This window comes from Rhizobium sp. SRDI943, assembly GCF_057653695.1.
Genome location: NZ_CM172787.1, coordinates 4,306,765 through 4,333,679 on the forward strand (window position 1 = coordinate 4,306,765; position 26,915 = coordinate 4,333,679).

26 protein-coding genes and 1 tRNA gene are annotated in these 26,915 nt (G+C 59.7%); 17 read left to right on the top strand and 10 right to left on the bottom strand.

Annotated features, from left to right (window positions below; all coding sequences use genetic code 11):
- Positions 1-19: 19 nt before the first annotated feature.
- From AC245Y_RS21575 to AC245Y_RS21590, 4 genes are all read right to left on the bottom strand, one after another.
- Entirely contained in the window at positions 20-1,078 is a 1,059-nt protein-coding gene (locus AC245Y_RS21575) for a dipeptidase (protein ID WP_017995526.1), read from the bottom strand.
- 146 nt (positions 1,079-1,224) lie between these two features.
- A complete protein-coding gene (locus AC245Y_RS21580) occupies positions 1,225-2,250 on the bottom strand; it encodes an ABC transporter permease (protein WP_017995527.1) in 1,026 nt (341 codons plus the stop codon).
- Between the two features lie 34 nt (positions 2,251-2,284).
- Positions 2,285-3,826 carry a sugar ABC transporter ATP-binding protein gene (locus AC245Y_RS21585; RefSeq protein ID WP_017995528.1) on the bottom strand — a complete coding sequence of 514 codons (1,542 nt, stop codon included), beginning with the start codon at positions 3,824-3,826 and terminating at the stop codon, positions 2,285-2,287.
- Between the two features lie 68 nt (positions 3,827-3,894).
- The gene (locus AC245Y_RS21590; RefSeq protein ID WP_012759469.1) at positions 3,895-4,824 is read right to left on the bottom strand and encodes a sugar ABC transporter substrate-binding protein; all 930 of its coding nucleotides are present in this window, start codon (positions 4,822-4,824) and stop codon (positions 3,895-3,897) included.
- 375 nt (positions 4,825-5,199) lie between these two features.
- On the opposite strand from AC245Y_RS21590, the gene AC245Y_RS21595 reads away from it, so the two are divergent.
- Positions 5,200-5,697, top strand: a complete 498-nt coding sequence (locus AC245Y_RS21595; RefSeq protein WP_017995529.1) for a DUF1993 domain-containing protein — start codon at positions 5,200-5,202, stop codon at positions 5,695-5,697.
- 155 nt (positions 5,698-5,852) lie between these two features.
- Here AC245Y_RS21595 and AC245Y_RS21600 read toward each other — a convergent pair whose 3' ends face one another.
- Entirely contained in the window at positions 5,853-7,412 is a 1,560-nt protein-coding gene (locus tag AC245Y_RS21600) for an alkaline phosphatase family protein (RefSeq protein ID WP_017995530.1), read from the bottom strand.
- Positions 7,390-8,373, bottom strand: coding sequence for a UDP-glucose 4-epimerase GalE (gene galE, locus AC245Y_RS21605; RefSeq protein ID WP_017995531.1), 984 nt, complete (start codon positions 8,371-8,373; stop codon positions 7,390-7,392). The genes AC245Y_RS21600 and galE overlap by 23 nt, the downstream gene beginning before the upstream one ends.
- Before the next feature lie 268 nt (positions 8,374-8,641).
- Between galE and AC245Y_RS21610 the strand changes: the two genes are divergently transcribed.
- Positions 8,642-9,286 carry a ThuA domain-containing protein gene (locus tag AC245Y_RS21610; RefSeq protein ID WP_017995532.1) on the top strand — a complete coding sequence of 215 codons (645 nt, stop codon included), beginning with the start codon at positions 8,642-8,644 and terminating at the stop codon, positions 9,284-9,286.
- A gap of 157 nt (positions 9,287-9,443) precedes the next feature.
- Positions 9,444-10,013 (top strand): GNAT family N-acetyltransferase, encoded by a 570-nt coding sequence (locus AC245Y_RS21615; RefSeq protein WP_017995533.1) that lies wholly within the window; start codon positions 9,444-9,446, stop codon positions 10,011-10,013.
- A 33-nt stretch (positions 10,014-10,046) separates the two neighbouring features.
- On the opposite strand, the gene AC245Y_RS21620 is transcribed toward AC245Y_RS21615, so the two are convergent.
- Positions 10,047-10,301: a DUF2934 domain-containing protein gene (locus AC245Y_RS21620; protein WP_026157512.1), complete on the bottom strand. Its 255-nt coding sequence runs from the start codon at positions 10,299-10,301 to the stop codon at positions 10,047-10,049.
- A gap of 201 nt (positions 10,302-10,502) precedes the next feature.
- Between AC245Y_RS21620 and AC245Y_RS21625 the strand changes: the two genes are divergently transcribed.
- The 3 genes from AC245Y_RS21625 to AC245Y_RS21635 all read left to right on the top strand — a co-directional run bounded on the left by AC245Y_RS21625 (position 10,503) and on the right by AC245Y_RS21635 (position 15,292).
- Positions 10,503-11,939 carry a DUF6880 family protein gene (locus AC245Y_RS21625; protein ID WP_017995535.1) on the top strand — a complete coding sequence of 479 codons (1,437 nt, stop codon included), beginning with the start codon at positions 10,503-10,505 and terminating at the stop codon, positions 11,937-11,939.
- A gap of 34 nt (positions 11,940-11,973) precedes the next feature.
- Complete coding sequence (locus AC245Y_RS21630) at positions 11,974-12,579, top strand: DsbA family protein (RefSeq protein ID WP_017995536.1); 606 nt, start codon at positions 11,974-11,976, stop codon at positions 12,577-12,579.
- A gap of 256 nt (positions 12,580-12,835) precedes the next feature.
- Positions 12,836-15,292: an SIR2 family protein gene (locus tag AC245Y_RS21635; protein ID WP_157628346.1), complete on the top strand. Its 2,457-nt coding sequence runs from the start codon at positions 12,836-12,838 to the stop codon at positions 15,290-15,292.
- A 126-nt stretch (positions 15,293-15,418) separates the two neighbouring features.
- On the opposite strand, the gene AC245Y_RS21640 is transcribed toward AC245Y_RS21635, so the two are convergent.
- Positions 15,419-15,508, bottom strand: a tRNA-Ser gene (locus AC245Y_RS21640).
- A gap of 304 nt (positions 15,509-15,812) precedes the next feature.
- Here AC245Y_RS21640 and rplU point away from each other — a divergent pair.
- From rplU to AC245Y_RS21660, 4 genes are all read left to right on the top strand, one after another.
- Complete coding sequence (gene rplU, locus AC245Y_RS21645; RefSeq protein ID WP_012759478.1) at positions 15,813-16,130, top strand: 50S ribosomal protein L21; 318 nt, start codon at positions 15,813-15,815, stop codon at positions 16,128-16,130.
- Positions 16,131-16,163: 33 nt separating this feature from the next.
- Positions 16,164-16,433, top strand: a complete 270-nt coding sequence (gene rpmA / locus AC245Y_RS21650) for a 50S ribosomal protein L27 (protein ID WP_003543909.1) — start codon at positions 16,164-16,166, stop codon at positions 16,431-16,433.
- Positions 16,434-16,559: 126 nt separating this feature from the next.
- Positions 16,560-17,216, top strand: a complete 657-nt coding sequence (locus AC245Y_RS21655) for a GNAT family N-acetyltransferase (RefSeq protein WP_003543911.1) — start codon at positions 16,560-16,562, stop codon at positions 17,214-17,216.
- Positions 17,213-17,800, top strand: coding sequence for a GNAT family N-acetyltransferase (locus tag AC245Y_RS21660; RefSeq protein WP_017995538.1), 588 nt, complete (start codon positions 17,213-17,215; stop codon positions 17,798-17,800). The genes AC245Y_RS21655 and AC245Y_RS21660 overlap by 4 nt, the downstream gene beginning before the upstream one ends.
- A gap of 92 nt (positions 17,801-17,892) precedes the next feature.
- Here AC245Y_RS21660 and AC245Y_RS21665 read toward each other — a convergent pair whose 3' ends face one another.
- The gene (locus AC245Y_RS21665) at positions 17,893-18,759 is read right to left on the bottom strand and encodes an endonuclease/exonuclease/phosphatase family protein (protein ID WP_017995539.1); all 867 of its coding nucleotides are present in this window, start codon (positions 18,757-18,759) and stop codon (positions 17,893-17,895) included.
- Between the two features lie 83 nt (positions 18,760-18,842).
- Between AC245Y_RS21665 and obgE the strand changes: the two genes are divergently transcribed.
- From obgE to modC, 7 genes are all read left to right on the top strand, one after another.
- Positions 18,843-19,937 carry a GTPase ObgE gene (gene obgE, locus AC245Y_RS21670; protein WP_026157513.1) on the top strand — a complete coding sequence of 365 codons (1,095 nt, stop codon included), beginning with the start codon at positions 18,843-18,845 and terminating at the stop codon, positions 19,935-19,937.
- Positions 19,924-21,093, top strand: a complete 1,170-nt coding sequence (gene proB, locus AC245Y_RS21675) for a glutamate 5-kinase (RefSeq protein WP_026157514.1) — start codon at positions 19,924-19,926, stop codon at positions 21,091-21,093. The genes obgE and proB overlap by 14 nt, the downstream gene beginning before the upstream one ends.
- A complete protein-coding gene (locus AC245Y_RS21680; RefSeq protein ID WP_017995542.1) occupies positions 21,086-22,369 on the top strand; it encodes a glutamate-5-semialdehyde dehydrogenase in 1,284 nt (427 codons plus the stop codon). Before proB ends, AC245Y_RS21680 begins: the two co-directional genes overlap by 8 nt.
- Entirely contained in the window at positions 22,290-23,024 is a 735-nt protein-coding gene (locus AC245Y_RS21685; protein WP_050563532.1) for a nicotinate-nucleotide adenylyltransferase, read from the top strand. The genes AC245Y_RS21680 and AC245Y_RS21685 overlap by 80 nt, the downstream gene beginning before the upstream one ends.
- A 522-nt stretch (positions 23,025-23,546) precedes the next feature.
- Entirely contained in the window at positions 23,547-24,338 is a 792-nt protein-coding gene (gene modA / locus AC245Y_RS21690; protein ID WP_017995544.1) for a molybdate ABC transporter substrate-binding protein, read from the top strand.
- Positions 24,339-24,614: 276 nt separating this feature from the next.
- Positions 24,615-25,316 (top strand): molybdate ABC transporter permease subunit, encoded by a 702-nt coding sequence (modB, locus tag AC245Y_RS21695; protein WP_017995545.1) that lies wholly within the window; start codon positions 24,615-24,617, stop codon positions 25,314-25,316.
- Positions 25,313-26,380 carry a molybdenum ABC transporter ATP-binding protein gene (gene modC / locus AC245Y_RS21700; RefSeq protein ID WP_012759487.1) on the top strand — a complete coding sequence of 356 codons (1,068 nt, stop codon included), beginning with the start codon at positions 25,313-25,315 and terminating at the stop codon, positions 26,378-26,380. Before modB ends, modC begins: the two co-directional genes overlap by 4 nt.
- Here modC and AC245Y_RS21705 read toward each other — a convergent pair whose 3' ends face one another.
- Complete coding sequence (locus tag AC245Y_RS21705; RefSeq protein WP_017995546.1) at positions 26,381-26,758, bottom strand: winged helix-turn-helix domain-containing protein; 378 nt, start codon at positions 26,756-26,758, stop codon at positions 26,381-26,383.
- Positions 26,759-26,915: the final 157 nt, after the last annotated feature.

Below are 26,915 nucleotides of genomic sequence, written 5' to 3' on the forward strand. Positions count from 1 at the left end.
TTGATTGAATACGAAAGGCTTAGGCGTGGTCCTCCCGCCAAGCCTGGGCCAGAATGCGAAGCCAGTTTTCACGGGCAAGTTTTGCCAGGTCGGCGTCAGCATAGCCAACCTCTCTGAGAGCGGCAATCAGCTTCTGATTACCGGCTGCATCACCGATTTCCTCCGGAATGGTGGCCCCGTCGAAGTCCGATCCGAGCGCCACGCAGTCGATGCCGATGCGATTCACAAGATAGTCGATATGGCGGATCATGTCGGCAAGCGGCGTGTCGCTGTCCGAGCGGCCGTCGGCACGCAACATGGCGGTGGCATAGTTGATGCCGACGAGCCCGCGGCTTTCGCGGATCGCATCGAGCTGCCTGTCCGTCAGGTTGCGCGCGACCGGCGTCAGGGCGTGGGCATTGGAATGGCTGGCGACCAGCGGCTGGTCCGTCTTCTTCGCCACGTCCCAGAAACCCTTCTCGGTGATATGGGCAAGGTCGATCAGGATGCCGAGGCGATTGCATTCCCTGACCAGCGCGAAGCCGGCATCGGTAAGGCCCGGCGCCGTGTCCGGCGACATCGGGAAGGCGAAAGGTACGCCGTGACCGAAGACATTGTGCCGGCTCCAGACCGGACCGAGCGACCGCAGCCCTGCCGCGTAGAACACCTCGAGCGCCGAGAGATCGACACCGATCGCCTCGCAGCCTTCCATATGCATGACGGCGGCGAAAATGTTATCCGCCATGGCGCCGCGGATATCCTTCACCGTCCGGCAGAGCCGCCAGGCGCCGGCCTGGTCGAGCCGCAGCGCGATCGCCGCCATTTCATTGGCGATGGCAAGGGATGGCAGCGGATCGAGAGGGGCCGCCATCGGCGTCATATAGCAGCCGTGGGCATCCGGATCGGCGAAGACGAGATCGCCCGAGGGAATATAGATGGCACAGAGACCGCCTGAAAGACCGCCCTCTCTAGCCCGATGCGCATCGATATGGCCGACCGTCGTGCCGTCTGCGAATTCCGCGATCGGGTCGCTGCCGTCTTTTGAATGTGTCCAGAGTCGAAGGAGAACGTCGTTGTGACCGTCAAATACGAATTGCATCTGTCTTCCTGCGCTGCCCGGGCGGGCGAATGAAGCGGCAGAATAGAAAAGCTGACGGAATTCGCCACCTCTTTTTTCAGAAATCCGTCGATGCTGAAATGAAACGGGAGCCGAAGCTCCCGTAAAAAATCATTGCATGCCAGAAATCAGTGCTTGCGGCGTTTCTTCTGTCTGTAGACGTCGATGACGACAGCCGCGATGATAATGAGGCCCTTGACGATCTCCTGGTAATAGGCGTCGATCCTGAGGAACGTGAAGCCCGAGGTCATGACGCCGAGAATGATCGTGCCGATGACGGTGCCGGTGATGCGCCCGACACCGCCGGTGAGCGAGGTGCCGCCGATGACGGTCGCGGCGATCGCGTCGAGTTCATATCCGACGCCCATGCTGGCCTGTGCGGTTTCAGCACGTGCCGCCGTGACGATACCGGCAAGGCCGGCAAGCAATCCCGCAATCACATAGACCTTGACGAGATGGGCCTCGATGTTGATGCCGGAAACACGCGCAGCCTGCGGATTCGCGCCGATAGCATAGGTGAACTTTCCATAACGGGTATAGCGCAGCGCAATATGAAAGATCAGCGCGACGACCAGGAAGACGACAACGGGCCAGGCTTTGGTTCCGATGAAATGAAACTGCTCGGTGATACCGGAAACCGGCTGTCCCTTCGTATACCACTTCGCCACACCTCTGGCCGAAACGAACATACCAAGCGTGGCAATGAACGGCGGGATCTTCGTGTAGGCGATGAGCGCGCCGTTCGCGAAGCCGGCGGCCGCCCCGATCAGCAGACCAACGACGATAGGCACGAAAGCCGGCAGGTCGGTCAGCGAGGGAAAGACGGCCCGCCCCCAGGTCGAGGACTGAGCGAAGCTTGTTGCGATCATCGCCGTCATGCCGACGACCGAACCCGACGAAAGGTCGATGCCGCCAGTGATAATGACCTGCGTGACGCCGACGGCGATGATGCCGATGACGGAGACCTGCAGGATCATGATCGTCAGACGCTGCGAATTCATCAGGAAGCTTTGGCCGATGAACATCCAGCCGAGAACTTCGTAGATGAGCGCGATGCCGACGAGCACGAGGAAAATGCTGAGCTCCGTCGGTATGCGCCGCCGCCTTTGCCGGGTTGCGAGCGGAGCCGCGCCCTCTGCTGCCTTGGTAGTCATGTCAAACCTCCCTTGGGCAATCGCCGTCAACGCATCACTGCGCAGCCAGCTCCATCACCTTGATCTGCGTTGCTTCGTCGCGATTGAGGAAACCGGTCACGCGTCCTTCGTGCATGACCATGATGCGATCGCTCATCCCGAGAACTTCGGGCATCTCGGATGAGATCATCACCACCGCCACGCCATCTCGCGCCATCTCCGTGACCAGCCGGTGGATTTCCGCCTTGGCGCCGACATCGATGCCGCGCGTCGGCTCGTCGAGGATGAGGATGCGCGGATTGGTGAGCAGCCAGCGCCCGATCAGCACCTTCTGCTGATTGCCGCCCGAAAGATTTTCCACCCGCTCGTAAAGATTGGGCGTTTTCACGCGCAGCTTTTTTGCCATGTCTTCGCAGGTTGCCTCGACTGCGCCCTGCTGCACGAAGCCGCCCTTGACGTATCTGTCCTGCAGAACGGCGATCTGCATATTCTCGAGAATATCGAGGATCAGCAGGCAGCCGGTATCTTTGCGGTCCTCAGTCAGGAACGCCATCCGATTGCGGATGGCCTGTGTGGGCGAAGAAATGGTCACCGGCTTGCCGTAGAGCTCGATCGAGCCGGAGCTTGCCGGCGTCACCCCAAACAGCGTTTCGGCAACATTCGACCGGCCGGAGCCGACGAGGCCGGCCACACCGAGGATTTCGCCGGCCCTGACCTCGAAGGAGACGTTGTTGAAGACGCCCTTGAGACAAAGATCCTTGACGGAGAGCACGACCTCGCCGATCGGCACCTCTTCCTTGGGAAACATCTGGGTGATCTCGCGCCCGACCATCATGCGGATGATGTCGTCGCGGGTGACGTCGGTCGAGGCATGCGTGCCGATATATCGTCCGTCGCGGAAGACGGAGAACTCGTCGGCGATCTCGAAAAGCTCGTTCATCTTGTGGGTGATGTAGACGATGCCGATGCCTTGGGCCCTGAGGTCGCGGATAATACGGAAAAGATGCTCGACCTCGCGCTCCGTCAGCGCCGAAGTCGGCTCGTCCATGATCAACACGTCGGAATTATAGGAAACCGCCTTGGCGATCTCGACCATCTGCCGGTTGGCGACCGAGAGGTGGCGGACCTCGATATCGGGGTCGATGGCGATATTGAGCCGAGTAAACAGTTCCTCGGTCATGCGATGCATCACGCCGTGATCGATGAAGCCGAGGCGGTTCTTCGGTTCGCGGCGAATCCAGATATTTTCGGCAACCGTCATGAACGGCATCAGGTTCAGTTCCTGATGGATCATGGCAATGCCGTTCTCCAACGCGTCGAGCGGAGATTTCAGCTGGATCTCGATCCCTTTCAGCCGAATATCGCCCTTATCGGGCGTGTAGATGCCAGCGAGGATCTTCATCAACGTCGATTTGCCGGCGCCGTTTTCGCCCATCAGCGCATGCACGGAGGCGCGCTTCAGCCGGAACTGCACGTCGTCGAGTGCGACGACACCAGGAAATTCCTTGCGGACACCCTCGGCGCTCAAGAGATATTCCGCATTCGGGACCGCGCCGCTCGCGCGCACGGCGGCCATGGTTGTCGGACTGACGGCCATATCATCTCCTCCGGATACGGGTAGGCGAAAAGGATGCGGGCTTTGCCCGCATCCTCTTAGCGTTCGCCTCAGTTCTTGGTGACGAAGTCCTTGACGTTGGCAGGTGTGACGAGCTGGAAGGGAATGTAGACCTTCTTCTCGATCTTTTCGCCCTTGGCGAGCTTGAGCGCTGCATCGAGCGAGCCCTTGCCCTGGCCGGCGGCATCCTGGAACACCGTGACGTCGAGATCGCCCGCCTGCATGGCGGCAAGCGCATCCTGCGTGGCGTCGACGCCGCCGACGACGACCTTGGTCATATCCTTGCCGGCCGCCTTCAGCGCCTGAATGGCGCCGATCGCCATTTCGTCGTTGTTGGCGATCACGGCGTCGAATTCGATGCCGCTCGAGAGCCAGTTGGTCATCAGGTCGGCGCCCTGGGTGCGGTCCCAGTTGGCCGTCTGCTCTTCGACGATCTCCAGGCCCTTGCATTCATCCGTCTTGATGACGTCGTGGATGTCCTGGGTGCGCATGCGCGCAGCCTGGTTGGAAAGCTCGCCCATGATGACGACGGCCTTGCCCTTGCCGCCGAGAATGCGGCAGATTTCCTTGGTTTCCAGCGTGCCGGATTCCTGTTCGTTGGATGCGACGAAGGCCTGCTTGTCCGGCAGCGTGTCGACGTTGACCGGCTGACGGTTGACGTAAACCAGCGGGATGCCGGCATCGGCCGCGAGCTTCGACATTGCCGTAGTCGCATCGGTATCGACAGGGTTGACGATGATCGCATCGACCTTGGAGGCGATGAAATTCTGGATCTGGCTCTGCTGCTTGGAAACGTCGTTCTGTGCGTCTTCGACCTGCAGCGTCACACCGCTCAGTGTCTTTGCATAATCGGTCATGCCGTTGCGCAGAACCGTCAGGAAATTGTCGTCGAATTTCGCCATCGAGACGCCGACAGTTTCCGCGTGAGCGGCCGTCGACATGACGAGCGCCATCGCAGTGCCCAGGATAAACTTTTTCATTTTCACTTCCTCCACAAAGCGGTGCCCGGCTGCACCCTCCTCACGCCGGAGCTCCAGGCATTTGCTCTGAAGCCGCAATTCCCCTGCGCCACCTCTCCCGCGGCGCTTCGCAAAACGGAACAAACAAACCGTTAAATCTGTTCTGCGGAATATTCATTCCATTTTCTGGGAACGGCGTCAAGTATCTTTAGCGGCGACGAGATATGGATGAGAGCGAAATGCCACAGGGCCTCACGACCGACGCCCACATTCCTCGTGTTGTGAAAGACCAAGCGAGCATCCATCTATGGGAGGATCGAAGGCAGGCTCACGGCCGCAGGCGCCTTCGACCTCTCGCCGCGACCCAATCATTTGAAGATTTTGGAGACAGGACAAATGTCCATTTCGATGTATCGCCTCACCGTTCCAATGTTCCAGCGCGGCCTCGCCAGTCTGAAAACCTACCTCGACAAGGCCGAAGCCTATGCGAAGGAAAAGAATATCGATCCCGCCATATTAGCCGCCGCTCGCCTGGCGCCCGACATGCTGCCGCTCTCCGGCCAGTATCAGCGCGCCAGCGACAGCGCCAAATTTGCGCTCGCCCGTCTGACGGCGACCGATGCCCCGAAATTCGAAGACAACGAAAAGACGTTCGACGACCTGCGCGAGCGCCTGGCAAAGACCGACGCCTATCTCGCCGGCTTCTCGGCGGAAGCATTGGAAGGCACGCAAACCCGCCAGATCACCCTACCGGGAAAGAGTGGTATCGTGCTCCCGGGAGACGACTATATCGCCACCTTCGCCCTGCCGAACTTCTATTTCCACGTCGCGACAGCCCACGCCATCCTGCGCAACCAGGGCGCTCCGATCGGCAAGCGCGATTATCTCGGCTGAACCCCCGGTTCGGCCCGGCTGAACCCCCGGTTCGGCCCGGCTAGACCACTGCATAATTCCTTAAATCGGAATCGATTTAAGGATAAAATTATGGAGCGATTCAAAGTGTTACAGCATCCTTTGCGCGTCTGAAAAAGACGCGCGGCGCTGTAATATCAGGGCCGGTGCGTCACCGGCCCTCTTTCCGTCAGCTCGGTATAGGCGAGCGTCTGATCGAGATGGCGTGCGCGGAGCGACAGCAGCTTCTCGGCATAGTCGAGCCGTATCGCCGCATAGGCCGGATCCGCCGCGACATTGTCGAGTTCCATCGGGTCGTCGGCAAGATTGAAGAGCAGCGGCGGCAAGGCGGTGAAATGCACATATTTGAACCGCGCGTCGCGGATCACCGCGAGATTGCATTCGTTGGACCGCAGCCGGAAATGCTGCTCGGCCTCACCATGCGCAATGTCGCGGAAATCGAATTCCCAAAATGCCGCGTCCCGCCAGCCCTTTCCGCTGCCACCCCTGACGAACGGCATGAGCGACCGGCCATCGAGCCCGTTCTTCGCGTCGATGCCAAACCTTTGGCAAAGTGTCGGAAAAATATCCGCAGCGCTGGTGAATTTGTCGACGACCCCACCCGCAGCACTGCTTGCGGGATCGCGGATCACCAGAGGAATATGATAGCTGCCGTCGAAGAAACCGCCCTTGCCGAGCATCCAGTGATCGCCCGCCATCTCGGCGTGATCAGAGGTGAAGACAACAATCGTGTCGTCCCAGGCGCCCGCATCCTTGAGGGCCTGCCAGATGCGGCCGAGCTGCGCATCGACCTCTGATATCATGCCATAATAGATCGCCCGGATTGCGGCGAAATCCTCGGCGTTCCAGCCGCTGAGCGGCCCCGTTGCGCCGTGGATAAAGCTGCCCTTGTCAGCGCGCGGCATGGCATAGGCGAGGTAGGGATGGCTGACCTGTTCCGCTTCGCGGTTTGCCGCGCGGGCAAAAGCCGGTCCCTCGCCCGGCTTGAACATTCGGTTGAACGGCTCCGGCACGGAGAACGGCGGATGCGGACGTAAGAAAGAGACATGCGCAAACCACGGCCTGTCCTGTTCGCCCATCCAGCGGATGAACTCGCCGGCCAGAAAAGCCGTCTGGGTCTCGTCGCGCGAATAGGCCGGCGCCGCATCGGAAATGTCTCCGGCTCTAGCACCGACGGGAATATGGATATCGCGGCTGACGGCATCGACATGGCCACGGAACCTCAGCCAGGAGAGCCACTGTCTTTCATGCTCCGGCAGAAGCTGACGGGCGGTAAAACCCGGCAGCACGCCTTCATAACTCGTCAGATGCGGATCGCCAGTATCCATCCCGCGCGGATCGGGCGCCGTATCCGTATAGCCGAACAGCGTCGGGTCGTATCCTGCCCGCCGGGCCGCCAGCGCCAGATTGTCGAAGCGGGCATCGAGCGGCGAACCGTTGCGGCAGACGCGGTGGTTCATCTGATAGAGACCGGTATAGAGTGTGGCACGCGCCGGCGAGCAGGGTGCCGCGCCGGCATAATGCCGCCGGAAGAGCGTGCCTTCGCGCGCCAGCGCATCGACACCCGGCGTCTTTACGCAAGCATGACCGACAGCCGACAGGCAATCGCCGCGCCACTGGTCCGCCGTGATCAGCAGGATGTTCGGCCGGCGCGCTTTCTCAATGCTGGTTGGCTCAATGCTGGTTGGATTTTGCATGCCAGTCCCAGGCGGAGCGGATGATCTCGGACAGATCATACTGCGGAACCCAGCCGAGCACGTCGCGGGCCTTGTCGTTATTGGCGACCAGCGTATGCGAATCGCCTTCGCGACGGCCGATATATTCGACCGGGAAAGGCCGGTTCGACACCTCCTCGATCGCGCCGAGCAATTCCTTCACCGTCGTGCCGGTGCCGGTGCCGAGGTTGAGCGCGACGGAATCGCCGCCCCTCAGCAGATATTCGACGGCGCGCACATGTGCATCGGCAAGATCCAGCACATGGATATAGTCGCGCACACAGGTGCCGTCGCGGGTCTCATAATCGCTGCCGAACACCTTGAAACCCTGGCGGCGGCCGAGTGCCGCGTCGATCGCAAGGGGTATCGCATGCGTTTCCGGCTGATGCCATTCGCCGATCCGGCCCTCGAAATCGGCGCCGGCCGCATTGAAATAGCGCAGCACCACCGAGCGCAGGCTCCTGTACTGATCGTAATCGGCAAGCGCCTGCTCGACGATATATTTCGTCCGCCCGTAAGGATTGATCGGCACCTGCCGGTGCGTCTCGTCGAGCGGCACGCTCTGCGGCAGGCCGTAGGTGGCGCAGGTGGAGGAGAAGACGAAGGCGTTGATGCCGGCCGCCTGTGCAGCTGAAAGCAGCGTCAACGTGCCAATCACATTGTTCTCGTAGAAGGAAACCGGATCCTTGACCGATTCGCCGACCTCGATCAGCGCCGCGAAATGCAGGATCGCCGCCGGCTTGTGTTTGGCCAGCACTTCATCCAGCCGGGCGCGATCGCGAATATCGCCTTCCTCGGCCGGCCCCCATTTGACGAACTCGCGATGGCCGTTCGAAAAATTGTCGAAGACGACAGGCGTATAGCCCTTGTTCGCCAGGTCGAGGCACGTATGCGAGCCGATATAGCCGGCGCCGCCGACGACAAGAACCGTTTCACCTGCCATGCACCACCCTTATTTTTCGTTGAGAGATGGGAGAAACCTAGACGAGATACACGTCAATAAAAAGAAGGAACTGCGATCGGCGTCAACGGACAATACGTCAAATGCCGAAGCCACGCTCGATCAGGTGCGATCCGACACTTGCGCAATTTGTGCCGGATCAGGAAGAAACACAAATTATTCGCGTGATTTGCATGGCGGCCCGATCTAAGGCGCTTGCACCACCATGTGATGATCAACGGTCCGCAGCCATCAGGCAGGGAGAGCGCGAATGAGGAAGGCATTGGTCGTTTGGGGCGGCTGGCAAGGCCATGAGCCGGAGCAATGTGCCGATATCGTCGCCGATCTCTTGCGCGAGGACGATTTTACCGTCGAGGTAACCGGCGATCTCGGCGTGTTCGGATCTCCGACGCTGGCGAAGGCCGATCTGCTGGTGCCGATCATCACCGGCGAAAAGCTTGAGAAGGAGCATGCCGCTGGCCTCGTCGAAGCCGTGCGCGGCGGGCTCGGGCTTGCCGGCCATCACGGCGCGCTCGCCACGTCCTTCAAGGAAAGCGCACCTTTCCGCTATGTCTCCGGCGTCACCTGGGTCGCCCATCCCGGCAACATCATCGACTTCCGCGTCGCTGTCACCCGCCAGGACGATCCCGTCATGGAGGGCATTCCCGATTTCGACTATCGTTCGGAGCAATATTATCTCCATTACGATCCGACCGTCGAAATCCTCGCGACCACCACCTTCACCGGCGCCTACGATCCGGCGGCCCGCAATGTGGTGATGCCCGTCGTCTTCAAGCGCCATTTCGGCGCCGGCCGCATCTTCTATTCCGCCCTCGGCCATGTCGCGGCCGAATTCGACCATCCCTACATGCCCCTCATCCTGCGCCGTGGCCTGAGCTGGGCCGCACGCCAGTAGCGCCAGGACGATGCCCGCGGATGAGGATCGGCGGCGACAGCCGGCGACGTCGGCGGCTGAAGAATGAGCAGCCCAAGCTGGAGGGGCAGCCTCGCCTGATCGTCCGGCATGAGGCCGGCCGCTTGCCGATCGTCGGCCCGCGCCATAACTTGCCCGGATGCCGGATCGCTTCTCTTTCTTCCCCGCCACCGCCGGCCGCCTGGCCGATATAGAAGCGGTCTTCGACGATTGCGCCGACGGCCGGAATTGTCGCTGCGCCTATTGGTATCTTCCGAATGCCGACTACAAGGCAGGATGGGGCGAGGGAAATCGCAACTGGTTCCGAAGCCTACTCACCGAACCGCGCCCGCCCGGCATTCTCGGCTATCATGAGAACGAGCCGGCCGGATGGTGCGGTGTCGCGCCGCGCATCGTTTTCGACCGGCTGCGCCGTTCAAAACCCTTTGCGCCGGTCGATGACAAGCCGGTCTGGTCGATCAATTGCTTCATCGTCCGCAAGCCGTTCCGGCGGCAGGGATTATCGCAACTATTGCTGAAAAATGCGGTCGAATTTGCGACGGCAAACGGCGCCGAATGTCTCGAGGCCTATCCCGTCGACCAGGCAGCCCGTGCTTCGAACCGAGCCGAGCTTTATCCAGGAACGCTATCGATGTTTCTGGATGCCGGTTTCACCGAAGTGGCAAGACGCCTGCCGGCCAGACCTGTGGTCCGTCTGGAATGCCGCTGAATATTTCGGCAACCCAGGGATTGATAATATGGCTTAGCGGGCCGCCTTGATCTGCCGGGCGTTCTCGACGGCGGGAGCCGCCTCGTCATAAATCCGCAGCAGCCGTCCGGCTGCCTTCAGCTTCTCGATGAGGTCGTTTCCATCAGGCGAGGCCTTCGTCAGCTGCAGCTGTTCGAACTCCCTCAGCGCCTGCGCCCAATGGCTTTCCCCACGCCCATCCGGCCTGCCTTCCGATTCCCATAGTGAATAAGCGCGCTGGCTGACCCAGGCGTCTTTATTATGACTCATAATCAACCCCAGCGAGAAATTTGGAAGCAATATTCGACAGACAACAAGGTGCCAAAACCGGCTTTAGGAGTCGTTACGAGGCAGCGTTAGTTTTTAGCTAATCCGAGGTGCCCGAGGGATTATCCCGTGCACACATTCCGGGACCTTGGCCTCGTATCGCCTGCAGGGTAGGGTCAACCGCAGAAACGACAGCGATGACCGATGGCAGCCAAGACGACACTCAATGCGAAGAATCTCGAATCCCTTGGTGCGCAGCGCCTTGCCGAGCTGCTGATCGAGATCAGCATGGGCAGTGCTGCCCACAAGCGGCGGCTTCGAATGGAGCTTGCCGGCAATCACGGCGGCGCCGAGGTGGCGCGTGAGGTGCGAAAGCGACTTGTCAGCATTGCCCGCGCCCGCACCGTCATCAACTGGCGCAAAGTGAAAGCGCTGAAGAGCGATCTGGAAACGCAGCGCAAGACGATCGCAGAGACGGTTGCCGCCGATGATCCCCAGGAAGCTTTCGAACTGATATGGCAGTTCCTCGCATTGGCGAATCCGATCTTTGAAAGATCCAGCGACAGCAGCAGTTCTCTCATCCAAAGTTTTCATCAGGCTTGCGAGGATGCTGCCGCAATCGCCGTGTCCGCCAAGATCGATTCCAATGTCCTGGCCGACAAGGTGTTCAAAGCCGTGCAAGACGATGGTTACGGCCAGTACGACAAGCTGATTGCGGCGATGGCGCCAGCTCTCGGCAAGGATGGTCTCGATTGCTTGAAAACCCTCTTCGTCGAATGGTCCAAGGAGCCGAAAGACAAGCCGGCTAATGACAAGCGCGAGATCATCGGCTGGGGTAGCGCGGGCCCCCTTTACGGAGATGAGATCTACGGCACTCAGCGAGATCTGACCGTGCGCATAGCCTTGCAGGAAATTGCCGACGCCCAGGGCGATGTTGATGCCTACATCGCTCAGCAACCCGAGAAAACGCGCAGGATGCCGATGATTGCGGCCGACATCGCCAATCGCCTGGTCTCGGCCGGCCGGTCGAAGGAGGCAATTGAGGTGCTGAATGAGGTCGATTCGACAGGCCAGGCCGGCATGCCATTCGAATGGCAACTCGCGCGCGTCGAGACGCTCGAGGCCCTGGGGCGGCGAGAGGAGGCCCAAACCTATAGATGGACGTGCTTCGAGCAGTCGCTGCACGATCAGCATCTCCGCGCCTTCCTCAAGCGACTGCCGGACTTCGACGATCTTGAGGCCGAGGAGAAGGCATTCGCTTGTGCCCAGGCTTTCCCGGAGGTCCACCAGGCGCTCACATTTTTCCTGAATTGGCAGGCACCCGCCGAGGCAGCGAAACTCGTGATGAGGCGGAAGGCGGAGCTGGATGGCAATCTCTATGAGCTGATGCCGCCGGCGGCCGAAGCTCTGGCGGAGAAACATCCGCTTGCGGCAACCATCCTCTTGCGCTCCATGATCGATTTCGCGCTCGATAGCGGCCGGTCCAGCCGCTATAAACATGCTGCGAGGCATCTTGCGGACTGCGCATCGCTTGCGCCTCATATCAATGACTTCGGCAACACAAGATCCCATGACATCTATGTCGCGGAACTCAAACGTGGGCACGGCAAGAAGCATGGCTTCTGGAGCCTGGTGACCTAAGTCGCTTCAGATATATCACCTTCGGAGGAATTCCATGACGACCACCGCCTGGCACGCCGATCCACTGACTTGGGGCACTGGACCCCGCATCTTCGAAGCCTTTCTGGAGCCGACTTGCCCCTATTCGGTCAAAACGTTCAACAAGCTCGATGACCTGCTGAGCCAGGCTGGCGAAGACAAGATCACCGTGAAGATCCGCCTGCAGTCGCAACCTTGGCACATGTGTTCGGGCGTCCTCGTCCGCTGCATCATCGCAGCCTCGACGCTGGAAGGTGGCAAGGAAACTGCAAAGAAGGTGATGGCTGCCATCGCCGCCCATCGCGAGGAATTCGAGTTTGAACGCCATGCCGGCGGCGCGAATATGGATGTGACGCCGAACCAGATCATCGAACGCCTGGAAGCCTACAGCGGCGTCAAGCTGAAGGAAGCCTTCGCAATTCCGGATCTCGACCGGGAGATCAAATGGCACTGCAAATATGCCCGGCAGAACGGCATCCATGTCTCGCCGACCTTTATGATCGACGGGCTGGTGCAGCCCGACATGAGCAGCGGCGATGAGGTTGGATCCTGGGTGAAGAAGGCGCTGGGGTGCTCCGCTTTGCCACCTCTGCATGATAGGGAGAGACCGAAGCAACTCTAACAGCACCCTGATCTCAATTGACTTTGGCGAGGGAGCTTGGCCTTTCAACGAAGGCATAACGCGAGTGCCAGTAGCGTTTCGTCACGCGTACAGTTAAGATTTCCGTGACGCTGAGTTACTGCCTTTTGTGTCCGTTCCAAAATTGCTCAATCGACTATCCACAACAACGCGGGACGTGCAAGCCCGTGGACTTTTCCTTTGCTTTAGATCATCAACATGCGAAGGGTTGCATGAGCAACAGATACAAGAGGGCGTAGTGGAAAAATTGCAGCAACTACTGCAAAATGGACGAAACGGTAGTGCTGTTCTGTTCTGCGGTGCCGGCTTCACGGCTGATTGCCTGAACTTCGACCAGGAGCTGCCTCTCGGCGTCACATTTCATTTGCTTGAGATGATAAATTCCGAGCTTAAGAAAAATGGGAAGCAGAGCGGTTACAAAGATATCCGCAACGCCGCGAAACGCGTTAAGACTGACATTGGCAATCACAGGCTGATGGAGCTGCTAAAAGCGCGTTTCCACTTGAGCCGGATATCGTCGTCAATTGAAACTATCGCCGAATACCCATGGTCGTCAGTCTACACCACCAATTACGACAATGGTCTTGAACTCGCATTGCAGGGCATTCGAAAGAAATATACGCCATGCAACAACTTGGATGATCCGAATACACCAGTATCCGGACTGCCGGTGATACACCTTCACGGATTTGCTGAAGTCTGGACTGATGAAACGTTCGAACAAAGTTGCATTTTGGACGCTGATTCTTATCGACATCTAAGCGGGGTCAGGAATTGGCTAGAGCGATTACGCTTCGATATCGAGCGCGCGGAGATTGTAGTTTTCCTTGGCTTCAGCGCAGCAGACTTTCACTTATCGCAAGTTCTTTTCAATGTGACAGGACTTCAGAAAAAAGCATATTTTATCAATCATCCAACAGCTTCTCCTGACCCAGACGAGCGCGCAACTCAGGAGGATTTCGGGGAGGCGCTTTACATCGGTCGAGAAGCGTTCGCTGACCAAATATCGCGAATTCTCCAACTTGAGGCACCTACTGAACCCCGCCTTGCGTCGTTTGAGCGCTTCTTGTTGCCGAACGCTAGCCAATCGGTTCCACCGGTCGCGGACATTGAAGACCTGTTTATATGGGGAAAGATAAACAGCGCTCATGTCAAACGCGATTGGGATCTAGAGAAATCGGACTACCACATTATCCGCAGCGAAGTAGTCAAGGTGGTAGAGCACCTGAATACGCCTGGAAACATTGCTATTTTACATGGGGATATCTGCGATGGAAAAAGCCTTTCCATACTAGGCGCGATGACGCAAATTGCGAGCGGGCGCCCCGTTTTCCAAATGAAACACTTCTACTCGGACCTCCTAAATGAGGTTTCGTCAATTTTGGCGACGTATCCGGATGCAGTTTTAGTAATCGAGAGCTGTTTTACGCTCCGCGAGGACCGTCTCCTAGCCGTCGTCCGCCAGATATCAGCGGGCGCAGGAGGTTTACTGTTATCTACGCGAAGTATCGCGACGGAGGCGGAATCATCGAAATTTCGAGCACTCAAATCAGTTCCTTCAGTGCTGGATATTCGCCTGAGCAAAATCCAAGGACGGGAAGTTGAGGAACTATCGGCGTTAATAGACCAGATCGCTGGCTGGAGAGAGTTCGGGGCGTTAAGCCCTGGTGACAGGCGGCGATTCATTGAGCGCGAGTGCGACGGAATTCTTCCTAGCATTCTGCTGAAATTGCTAAATTCGAAGTATGTGCGAGATAAATATCGTGCAGAATACAATAAAATTTCCGGGATCGATGCTCAAAATAGAAGCATGATAATCGCGGCCTTAATTATAACCGGAATCGGGCTCGATACTCCGGTGTCACTTATTAGCGATATATTTGAAAATGATTTCGTATCGACGATTGATAAGCTTGCGGTCGATAGCAACGGGCTAAGATTGATCAGAGTTGACGGGGACACGGTGAGAACTGTTCCCTCAATTGGTGCAAGAAATATCCTGGCGCACGTAATAGATGACAAAGATATAGTAAATTCCACTATATTTGTACTAGAACAGCTAAATGCAAAATACAGAAAGAGCGAGCTAGAAAACTATATCTTTGTACAACTTATGAGATATTCGATATTAAGCTCGGTGGTGGATGACGATGCCGAAGTAGATCGCTTTTTCGACCATATCTCAAAGGTTTCGTATTTTCGCGAAATGCCGCTTTTCTGGCTGCAATGGCACATGGCGATGGCCGCCCAGTTACGCTGGTTGAAAGCAGAAGAATATCTTGAGATGGGATATACGGCTGCGGACGCCTTCGAAAAGAAGCGAGGCGAAAAATACATTCGAAAACAACTAGAAGACCGGAAAGCGAAATTTCTGACTGCGCGCGCTGCTGCCGGCGGACGCGTGAGCGTCGAGCTTTTCAGAGATATGAAAGAAGCTGTCGAGATAGTCGGCCGCTTAATGCGTGACTCGGAACTAACACACCATCCTTACGAAACGCTTCTCCAAATTGTGAAAGTCGTCGATGCTCGAGGCACCACTATCCCCACCGACCTGATAAGAATTCTAACTGGGCAGCTAAAAGAGATTATTGGCCGGGCAAAAGGCAGGGTCGGCGTCGTCCCAGAAGGCTATCAGCGCATCCACGCGGAGGGATGGATCAGAGAGACTGAGACGCTTGCTGCGGCGTTCATATAGATTTCATCATCTTTGGACGTTGAAGTAGGACGTGCCGACGGTGTGATCCTCAAGCGATCTGGCGGCGTCAGATAGCGATACAACGCTAACCTGCCGTGCCAAAGCCCCAGCCAGCGCAGGTTAAAATGGCGGAGAGGGTGGGATTTGAACCCACGATACCCTTGCAGGTATGCCGCATTTCGAGTGCGGTGCATTCGACCACTCTGCCACCTCTCCGCGGTCTGGTCGGCGCTTGTTCGGCGCGGGCGTTCTCATAACGGGCAAATGACAGGCTGGCAAGCCGAAAAGTCGAAGCATTCCATCCTTTTGCCTTGACACCTTTTTGTCACTCGCGTATCTCGGCTGCGCAATAGGTTTGGAGAAATCCGCGCCTTGGCAATCCCGCGCTTGCGCGGGGCTTCACCGGCAGGAAGAGTTCGAGGATTAGACCTCTGAAATCCCTGCTTAACTTCGACTGATAAAAAGACAGCCACCTGCTCAATTAGCGGGGAGCGCTGGAACGAACATGAAAGGATAAAAAATGTTCGCAGTCATCAAGACCGGCGGTAAACAGTACCGTGTGGCAGCCAACGACGTGCTGACCATCGAAAAGCTGGAAGCCACCGCTGGCGACTCCATTGAATTCACCGAAGTGCTCGTGATCGGCGAAGGCGCCGACGCTGCGATCGGTGCGCCCTTCGTAACCGGCGCCTCTGTCAAGGCAGAAGTCGTCGAACAGAACCGCGGCAGGAAGGTCATCGCCTTCAAGAAGCGCCGCCGTCAGAATTCGAAGCGTTCGCGCGGCCATCGTCAGCATCACACGGTCGTCCGTATCACGGACATCGTGGCTGCCAAGTAAGATCAACGGGACAAGGTTTAAAGGAGAACTCCAATGGCACACAAAAAAGCTGGCGGTTCATCGCGCAACGGTCGCGATTCTCAGTCCAAGCGCCTTGGCGTGAAGAAGTTCGGCGGCGAAGCCGTCATCGCAGGCAACATCATCGTGCGTCAGCGCGGTACTGAGTGGCATCCGGGTTCCAACGTCGGCCTCGGCAAGGATCACACGATTTTTGCGCTTACCGCCGGCAATGTGAACTACCGAACCAAGGCCAACGGTCGCGTCTACGTGTCTGTTATGCCGAAAGCGGAAGCAGCGGAATAAGCCGGTAGCGCTCAAAAACAGCCGGCGTCTCATCGACCCGGCTGGCCGTATCAGGTTCAGTCTAGAAAACAGGGGAGATGGGGCGCCATCTCCCCTTTTTCTTTACCCCTCAAGGAGGACTGAACCATGCAAGGCGAATTGTTAAGGGTAGACCAATCACGGTCTCCCCAGGAAGACCAGCGGTCTTCCACGGAGCGGCTGAGGCCGGAACGGTTAAGGACCGATTGCCCTGTCTTGTTATCGGAAAGGCTCGTCATGCGCGCGCCCCACGAAGAAGACATCGACGCCCTTGCCCATCTCGCCAATAACGCCAAAGTCGCCACCATGGTATCGCGTATGCCGCACCCTTATACCGCCGATGATGCTGCCGACTTCGTGCGTCGCACGAAAAATGGCGAGATTGGCAAGTGCGTCTATGCGATCACCAAAGCCGAAAACGGCGCCTTTATCGGCTGCTGCGGTGTTGAACCGCAAACAGACGGCAAGACCGTCGAGATCGGCTACTGGCTGGGCGAGCCCTATTGGAACAAGGGTTATACGACCGAGGCCTGCCATGCCCTGGTCGATATGGTGTTCAGAACCCGTCAGGACGTCGATCAAATCGACGCCCGTTGCCGGGTCATGAACGTTGCCTCGCGCCGCGTCATCCAGAAGTGCGGCTTCCAGTTCCAGGGATCGGGGCTCGCCGCCTCGCTGGCGCTCGGCAGCAACGTGCCGGTCGAATGGTACAGGCTCGACCGCAAGACCTGGATGTCCCTCCGAAGCTGGGGGAACATCGCATGAGCACGACTGCGATGCAAAGGCCGGAGGTCAAGCCGATGATGCCCGGCCCCGCGCCGGTTATCTCGACCGCCCGGCTGACGCTCCGCCCCCACCGGCTGAGCGATGCGCCTGCGATCGCGGAATCGCTCTCGGATTTCGCGGTCACGCGCATGTTGTCCCGCGTACCCGCGCCGTTCGACCGGCAGGATGCGCTGGACTGGCTGATCCCGGTCACCTCGGGCACCCTGCCCGACTGGCCGCTGGCGATCACCGATAAGGACGACGTCCATATCGGCAACGTCTCGATCGAGCTGCGCCACGGTCGCTGGCACCTCGGCTACTGGCTGAACCGCTATTATTGGCGGCGCGGCTATATGAGTGAGGCGGTGGCGGCGATCATCGAGCGCTTCTCGCGCCGCATGCCGGAGACGCCGGTTCATTCCGGCGTCTTCGCCGACAACCCGGCTTCGCTGCGACTGCAGGAGAAGCTCGGTTTCCACATGACGGGTTGCGGCGAAATCTATTGTTTCGCCCGCAACACGATGGTGTCGCACATCGAAACCGTGCTGCAGCCGGGCATGCTGCAGCCGCGGAAGGTCGCCTGATAGAGCATGATGCCGAAAAGTGTATGCGGTTTTCGGACAACATCATGCTCCAGGTCTAGAAAGCAGACGTCGCCGTAGTGGCGGCGTCTCCATCAAACGCCGATCTCGACCCATAGAGGGAAGTGATCGGAACCGACGGATTGCGTATCGATCCGGGCGGATTTCAACCGGCTCTGCAGGCCGCAACTGACGAAGCAATAATCGAGATGCATGCGTTTGCCGTGATCTTCGGGATCCATCCAGCTGTAGGTCTCCGGAGAGTAAGCCTCCAGCGCCGCAAAAGCGTCGACCGGCGTGCCGATCCTCGCCACGCGGCCGTAATATCCGTGGCCAGCGCCGGCAAGCGCGCAATATTCCGGCGATTCCGGCTCCATGTTGAAATCGCCCATGATGACGTAATCCTCCGGCAGCGGCGGCTCCGGCAGATCAAATTCACCACCCCCGGTCAGCGACCCACCCTCCTGGACGAAGGCATTGATATGCGCGTTCAAAAATTGCAGCTGGCGGATGCGCTCGTCGGCGGAGACATGGTCGAGATGCACGGAGTAGACGCGGATCGCGCCGCCGGGTGCGGCGATCACCGCCTCGGTTGCGCCACGCTGCAGGTTGATCTTGCCGATCGTCCGGCTGCGCGGCAGAAGCAGCGTCCGGGTCGAGACAACAGGCCAGCGCGACAGCACCATGTTGCCGAACTGGAATCGCGTGCCGCGCGCCGGCTGCAGCCCGCCTTCATCAGCTTCGACATGCATGTCGCAAGCCGGCCCATACACCCAGAAATAGTCGGGAAAGAAGGCTGCAACATCGGCTGCCATGTCGGCAAAACCGTTGCGCGAGAAGCCGCGAGTCACCTCCTGCAGCGCGATGACATCGGCTCCCTCGAGACTTCGGGCAATGCGCGCCAGATCGTATCTGCCGTCGAGACCGAAGCCGTACTGTATGTTATAGCTCGCAAAATTCACGATAATCTTTGACCTCCGTCGGAACCGCCTATATCGAATGGGCCAAGACGGCCGTCCAACTGCCACTGAATATTGGAAGTAAAATGAAATTTCTCGACGAAGCAAAGGTCTATATCAAGTCCGGGGACGGCGGCGGCGGCAGCGTTTCCTTCCGACGCGAGAAATTCATCGAGTTCGGCGGCCCTGACGGAGGCGACGGCGGACGCGGCGGTGACGTCTGGGTCGAGACCGTGAACGGCTTGAACACGCTGATCGATTTCCGCTTTCAGCAGCATTTCAAGGCGACGATCGGCACCCATGGCATGGGCAGGAACCGCACCGGCGCCAACGGCAGCGACGTGACGCTGAAAGTTCCGGTCGGCACCCAGATCTTCGAGGAAGACCAGGAAACGCTGATCTGCGACCTGACTGTCGAAGGCCAGCGTTACTGTCTTGCCCATGGCGGCAATGGCGGCTTCGGCAACGCCCATTTCAAAACCTCGACCAACCAGGCGCCGGATTGGGCCAATCCCGGTCTGCCCGGCGAGGAAAAGACCATCTGGCTGCGCCTGAAGCTGATCGCCGATGCCGGCCTCGTCGGCATGCCGAATGCTGGCAAGTCGACCTTCCTGGCATCAGTCACCCGCGCACGGCCGAAGATCGCCAACTATCCCTTCACGACGCTGCATCCCAATCTCGGCGTCGCCACCATCGACGAGCGCGAATTCATCCTTGCCGACATTCCGGGCCTGATTGAAGGCGCCCATGAAGGTGTCGGCATCGGCGACCGTTTCCTCGGCCATGTCGAGCGCACCCGCGTGCTGCTCCACCTCATCTCCGCCCAGGAGGAAAAGGTCGGCAAGGCGTATAAGACGGTCAAGCACGAGCTCGAAGCCTATGGAAACGATCTGACCGACAAGGCTGAAATCGTGGCGCTATCACAGATCGACGTGCTCGATGATGCCGAATTGAAAAAGAAGACCAAGGAATTGGCCAAGGCCTGCGGCAAGACGCCGTTCCAGATTTCGGCCGTCACCGGCAAGGGCATGACCGAGGTGCTGCGTGCGCTGCGCGACATCATCGTCGAAGCCAATACCGAGGAGAAGCCGGCCAAGGTGCCGAAGCTGCGCCATCGCGACATGGTCGTCACCGATGAGGGCGAGGACAAGGGTGGGGACGAGGGCGATGACCAGCCGTAAGCCGCTTGGCCGCTACCGCCGCATTGTCATCAAGATCGGCTCTGCGCTTCTGGTCGACCGCAAGGCCGGGCTGAAGAAAGCCTGGCTCGACGCCATGTGCGCCGATATCGCAGGCCTGAAGGCCAAGGGCATCGACGTGCTCGTCGTCTCCTCGGGCGCAATCGCGCTCGGCCGCTCGGTGCTCGACCTGCCCTCGGGCGCGCTGAAGCTGGAGGAAAGCCAGGCGGCGGCGGCCGTCGGCCAGATTGCGCTGGCGCGTGCCTGGTCGGAAAGCCTGTCACGCGACGAGATCGTCGCCGGCCAGATCCTGCTGACGCTCGGCGATACCGAGGAGCGCCGCCGTTATCTCAATGCACGCGCCACCATCAATCAGCTTTTGAAAATCGGCGCCGTGCCAATCATCAATGAAAACGACACCGTCGCCACCAGCGAGATTCGCTATGGCGACAATGACCGCCTGGCCGCCCGCGTCGCGACGATGACCGGCGCCGATCTGCTCATTCTTCTCTCCGATATCGACGGCCTCTACACCGCGCCGCCGCATCTCGATCCGAACGCGACGTTCCTGGAAACGATTGCTGAAATCACCCCGGAGATTGAGGCAATGGCCGGCGGTGCGGCCTCCGAGCTTTCGCGCGGCGGCATGCGCACCAAGATCGACGCCGGCAAGATTGCGACGGCATCAGGCTGCGCCATGATCATCGCCTCCGGCAAGACCGACAACCCACTGTCGGCAATCGAAAACGGCGCGCGTTCCTCGTGGTTTGCGCCGTCGGGCACACCCGTTACCGCCCGCAAGACCTGGATTGCTGGGCAGCTGCAACCGGCCGGCGAACTGCATGTCGATGACGGCGCCGTCACAGCCCTCGGCGCCGGCAAGAGCCTGCTTCCTGCTGGCGTTCGCAGCGTTTCCGGCCTCTTCAGCCGCGGCGATACGGTGGCGGTCATCGGCCCGGCCGGCCGCGAGATCGCCCGCGGCCTTGTAAGCTACGATGCCGACGACGCCCGTCGGATTGCCGGCCGCAAGTCGGCGGAGATCGAGGCCATTCTCGGTTATGCCGGGCGCGCCGCCATGGTCCATCGCGACGACATGGTGATGACCGCGCAGATCGGTCCGAAATCGGAAAGGCAGAAGAAGGACGCGAGCTATGCTTGATACCGTTGCGCCGGGCCCTGACATTGACGTGCTGATGAACGACATCGGCCGCAAGGCAAAGGCTGCCGCGCGACCGCTGAGCTTTGCGTCCACTGAGGCGAAGAACAGCGCGCTGAATTCCATGGCCGATGCGATCCTAGCGAACAAGGCGCATATTCTTGCCGAGAACGCCAGGGACCTGAAGGATATCGAAGGCACCGAGACGCTCGCTTCCTTCGTCGACCGGCTGACGCTGAACGACAAGCGCGTCGCCGAGATGGCCGAGGGAATCCGCGCCATCGCCGCCCTTGCAGATCCGGTCGGCGAAGTCATCGCTGCCTGGGACCGGCCGAACGGGCTGAAAATCGAGCGCGTCCGCACCCCGCTCGGCGTCATCGGCGTGATCTTCGAAAGCCGCCCGAACGTCACCGCGGATGCCGGCGCCCTCTGCCTCAAGGCGGGCAATGCCGTCATCCTACGCTGCGGCTCGGACTCGCGCCGTTCATCGCTGGCTATCCATGCCTGCCTTGTCGAAGGATTGAAGGCGGCGGAACTTCCAGAGCATGCTATCCAGCTTGTGCCGGTCACCGACCGCGCTGCCGTCGGCGCTATGCTGCGCGGCCTCGACGGGGCGATCGACGTCATCGTGCCCCGCGGCGGCAAGAGCCTGGTTGCCCGCGTGCAGAGCGAGGCCCGCGTGCCTGTATTCGCCCATCTCGAAGGCCTTTGCCATATCTATGTCGATGCCTCGGCCGATATCGAGATGGCGAAGAGGATCATCGTCAATGCCAAGATGCGCCGCACCGGCATCTGCGGCGCAGCCGAAACCCTGCTTGTCGATGGCGCCGCGATCGGTACGCATTTGACGCCGCTGCTCGAGGTTCTCACGGAGGCCGGCTGCGAGATCCGCGCTTCGCCAACAGTGCTGAAGGTCGCACCGGGTTTGAAGCCCGCGACCGAGGAGGACTGGTCGACTGAATATCTCGACGCGATCATTTCGGTTGCCGTCGTCGACGGCATATCGGGCGCTATCGCCCATATCCAGACATATTCCTCGAACCACACCGAGGCCGTCATCGCCGAGGACCCCGACGTCGTGGCGCGTTTCTTCACCGAAGTCGATTCGGCGATCCTGCTCCACAATGCCTCGACACAGTTTGCCGATGGCGGCGAGTTCGGCATGGGTGCGGAAATCGGCATCGCCACCGGCAAGATGCATGCCCGTGGCCCCGTCGGCGTCGAACAGCTCACCTCTTTCAAATATCGGGTGCACGGTGCCGGACAGACGCGGCCCTGACGTGACGACCGAGCCTGACGTAGCGATCGAGAATGTGGACCGGCACTATCTCCGCATGCCGCACAGCGAGCGCGGCATGGTCGTCGGTCTGTTCGGCGGCTCGTTCAATCCGCCGCATCAGGGCCACGCGCTCGTCGCCGAAATCGCTCTCAAGCGGCTCGGCCTCGACCAGCTCTGGTGGATGGTCACCCCGGGCAATCCGCTAAAGAGCCGCAACCAGCTCGCACCACTCGCCGAGCGCCTCGCCGAAAGCGAACGTGTTGCCGCCGATCCCCGCATCAAGGTCACCGCCTTCGAACAGGCGTTCGGCACCAGCTACACCGCCAACACGCTTGCCCGCGTCAAGGCGCGTAATCCACATGTGCATTTCATCTGGATCATGGGCGCAGACAGCCTGCAGACCTTTCACAAATGGCAGAAATGGCAGGAAATTGCCCGCACCTTCCCGATCGCGGTGATCGATCGGCCGGGCGCGACGCTGTCCTTCCTGTCCTCGAAAATGGCCAGGACCTTCGATTTCGCCCGTGTCGACGAGGATGATGCCCGTGTTCTCTGGAAGAAACGTGCACCGGCCTGGACCTTCATCCACGGACCACGCTCCGGCCTGAGCTCGACGGCAATCCGCAACGGCTCGTCGCACGGCGACGTCGAATAGAGCGCCGCCGCCCAGCAAGACGCATGCGCCGGCCTGATTTCAGAAGATCCCGAAAACGAGAAAGCCCGACGGGGGAGGATCCGTCGGGCTTATAAACTCGATCGACAACTGGGAGGAGGAGTGTTGTCGACCCTATCGAACGGCTATGGGAGGAGGAGAAGCCGTTCGATGAGTATGTTGTACCATATTTCGCAGGAAGATGAACATCGATTGGTGCATTGCAGCAATGCATTGTGCGCAAATCTCGAGGCGGATTTGGCTTCATCATTGCCGCTTTTATTAGCAAAAATTAAGGAAACGTCCCCCGCTGCCCGGAGTCCTTGCGGTTGGCAAACTGACTCTGGGTATTTTCGCCATGCTGATCTGACTTTCGCCGGAAGCCATGCACCTCACGAATGCGTGAACATTGCGCCGCTGCGAACGCGAGCACCCGATACGGTTATATTTTCCTGGATATATCCCTAGCCAAGATGCCTCGCCCGTTATATTCGTCGCAATATTTCGAACCCTGGGGAACAAGTCATGCAAAACCGCCGCCAATGGATGAAACTGGCAACCGCTGCGATCGCCGGCCTCTGGCTTGGCGCCACAGCGCTGCCGGCGCCTGCCGCCGCAGCCGAAAAGCTCACCGTCTTTGCGGCGGCGAGCCTCAAGAATGCGCTCGACGCCGCCAATGCCGCCTGGGCAAAGGAAAGCGGCAAGGAAGCCGTCGCCTCCTATGCGGCGAGCGGCGCGCTGGCCAAGCAGATCGAAAGTGCCGCACCCGCCGATATCTTCATCTCGGCCGACCTCGACTGGATGGATTATCTCGCCAAGAAGAACCTAATCAAAGCCGATACCCGTTCCAATCTGCTCGGCAACAAGATCGTGCTCGTTGCCGAAAAGGACAAGGCAAAGCCGGTTGAGATCAAACAGGGCTTCGATCTTGCCGGACTCCTCGGTGACGGCAAGCTTGCCATGGGTGAGCCGAAATCGGTTCCGGCCGGCAAATACGGCATGGCCGCGCTCGAAAAGCTCGGCGTCTGGAAATCGGTCGAAACCAAGGTTGCCGGCGCTGAAAGCGTGCGCGCCGCCCTGGCCCTCGTCTCCCGCGGCGAAGCGCCTTATGGCATCGTCTACCAGACGGATGCCGCAGCCGATAAGGGTGTCGCCATCGTCGGCACTTTCCCCGCCGAGTCCCATCCCCCGATCATCTATCCGATTGCAATCCTCGCCGAGAGCAAGAACTCGGATGCATCAGCCTATCTCGATTTTCTGAAATCGGACAAGGCGGCCGCCTTCTTCACGGCGCAGGGTTTCACCATCCTGAAATGATTGAGAAGTTGAGATGATTGCGGAATCGACAGTGACCGCTTAGCGTGAAGACTCAATAAGGCGAGCCGCAGATAGCAGTCTGGTTCGTGCCGATGTTGCCCCTCACCCTAACCCTCTCCCCGTAAACGGGGCGAGGGGACGTGCCCAGCGAGACGTTAGCGAGGGACGGAGAGGGTGCGGCTATTCCCTTTCGCCCCGCGAGCGGGGAGAAGGTGCCGGCAGGCGGATGAGGGGCAGGCATCGGGTGATGCCGGATTTCCAGGGAGACCATCGCATTTGAACATATTGGGCTTGAGCAATGAGGAATGGACGGCGATCCTGCTCAGCCTGCGCGTCTCGATTGTCGCCATGTTGGCGAGCCTGCCCTTCGGCATCCTCGTCGCCCTGCTGCTTGCCCGCGGCCGCTTCTGGGGCAAGTCGGTGCTGAATGGCGTCGTTCATCTGCCGTTGATCCTGCCCCCGGTCGTCACCGGTTTTCTTCTCCTCATCCTGTTCGGCCGCCGCGGTCCGATCGGCAGCCTGCTCGACCAGTATTTCGGCATCGTCTTGTCTTTCCGCTGGACGGGTGCTGCACTGGCCTGCGCCATCATGGCCTTTCCGCTGATGGTGCGCAGCATCCGCCTGTCGATCGAGGCGGTCGACCGCAAGCTGGAAGAGGCGGCCGGAACGCTCGGCGCCGGCCCTGCCTGGGTTTTCCTGACGATCACCCTGCCGCTGACCCTGCCCGGCATCATCGCCGGCATGATCCTTTCTTTTGCTAAGGCGATGGGCGAATTCGGCGCAACGATCACCTTTGTCTCCAACATTCCCGGCGAAACCCAGACGCTGTCGTCGGCGATCTACACCTTCACCCAGGTGCCGGGCGGCGATGCCGGCGCGCTCCGCCTGACGTTCGTCGCCGTCGTCATTTCCATGGCCGCCCTGCTCGCCTCCGAATTCCTCGCCCATCTCGCAGGCCGGAGGATCGATCCGGAATGACGCTGATCGTCGAGGCAAAACAGCGGCTCGGCGCCTTTTCGCTCGATGCCGCCTTCACCTCCGAACGTGGCGTCACCGCGCTGTTCGGCCGCTCCGGCTCCGGCAAGACCTCGATGATCCGCATCATCGCCGGCCTTGCCCGCCCGGACCAAGGCCGCGTCGTCCTCGACGGCGAGCCCCTGACCGAAACCGCAACCGGCATCTTCGTCCCGAAACATCGCCGCCGCTTCGGGTATGTCTTCCAGGAAGCGCGGCTTTTCCCACATCTCAGCGTTCGCGCCAATCTGTTCTACGGGCGATGGTTCGCGGCGAGAACGGCGCGCGGCGAGAGCTTCGACCACATCGTCGACCTGCTCGGCATCGAGGCGCTGCTGGAGCGCAGCCCCTCGAAACTCTCAGGCGGCGAGAAGCAGCGCGTCGCCATCGGCCGCGCGCTTCTCTCCTCGCCGCGCCTGCTGTTGATGGACGAGCCGCTCGCCGCCCTCGATGAGCTGCGTAAGGCCGAGATCCTGCCTCATCTCGAGCGGTTGCGCGACGAGACCGACATCCCGATCGTCTATGTCAGCCACTCGATCGCCGAGGTGGCGCGGCTGGCAAACCAGGTCGTCGTCATGCGTGACGGCAAGGTGGAAGCGACAGGCCCCGCCGTCGACATATTGAGCCGCCCCTCCACCATCTCCGACCGGCGCGAGGCCGGCGCACTGCTGGAAGGCACAGTGGAAAGCTTCGATGTGAGTCATCGTCTATCGACGGTGGCGCTGAAATCCTGTCAGCTCCATATTCCGGGCGCTGCCCTTGCGCCCGGCAAATCGGTCCGCATCCGCATTCCCTCCCGCGATGTCATGCTGGCGACCGCAAGACCCGAGGGGCTCAGCGCGCTGAATATCCTGGAAGCAAGGATAGAGGGGATCTCGTCGACCGAGGACGGAACGGTGGAAATCCGGCTCGATTGCGGCGGCGATATCATTCTTTCCCGGATCACGACGCTGTCCTGCGAGCGTCTGGATCTTCGACCGGGAAGGGCGGTCTTCGCCGTCATCAAGACAGTTGCCCTGGAGGCCTGATCAGTTGCGCTCGCCCTGCTGCAGGTTGCGCTTGGCCTCGAGCCAGGCGAGGTCCTCAGCAAGGCTGGTCCGCACCGTCTTTTCCATCCGACGGAAACGCTCGAGCAGTTCCTCGCCGAACGGCGTCAGCACCGCACCGCCGCCCTTCTGCCCGCCGCGCTGCGATTCCACCACCTGTTCGTTAAACATCCGGTTCATCTCGCTGACCAGCAGCCATGCCCGCCGATAGGACATGTCCATCGCCCGCCCGGCCGCCGAGATCGATCCGGTCTGGCGGATATGCTCCAGCAGTTCCATCTTGCCATGGCCGAGACGATCCTCATCCGGGAAGCTGATTCGCAGGACGGGCACGAGTGTTTTTGCGGCTGAGTCGGTCATTGAATCTGGAGATCGTGGAATTTGCCGCACTTTACGCTGCGGCATGGAAACTGTACACCGCCCGCACGAGGCCGCCCCGAGCAGTCAAATACTTCAATTCGAACGGCAGATCGGATTTTCGGCCGTTCTGTACCTTAGCATGTCTTGAAACATTAAT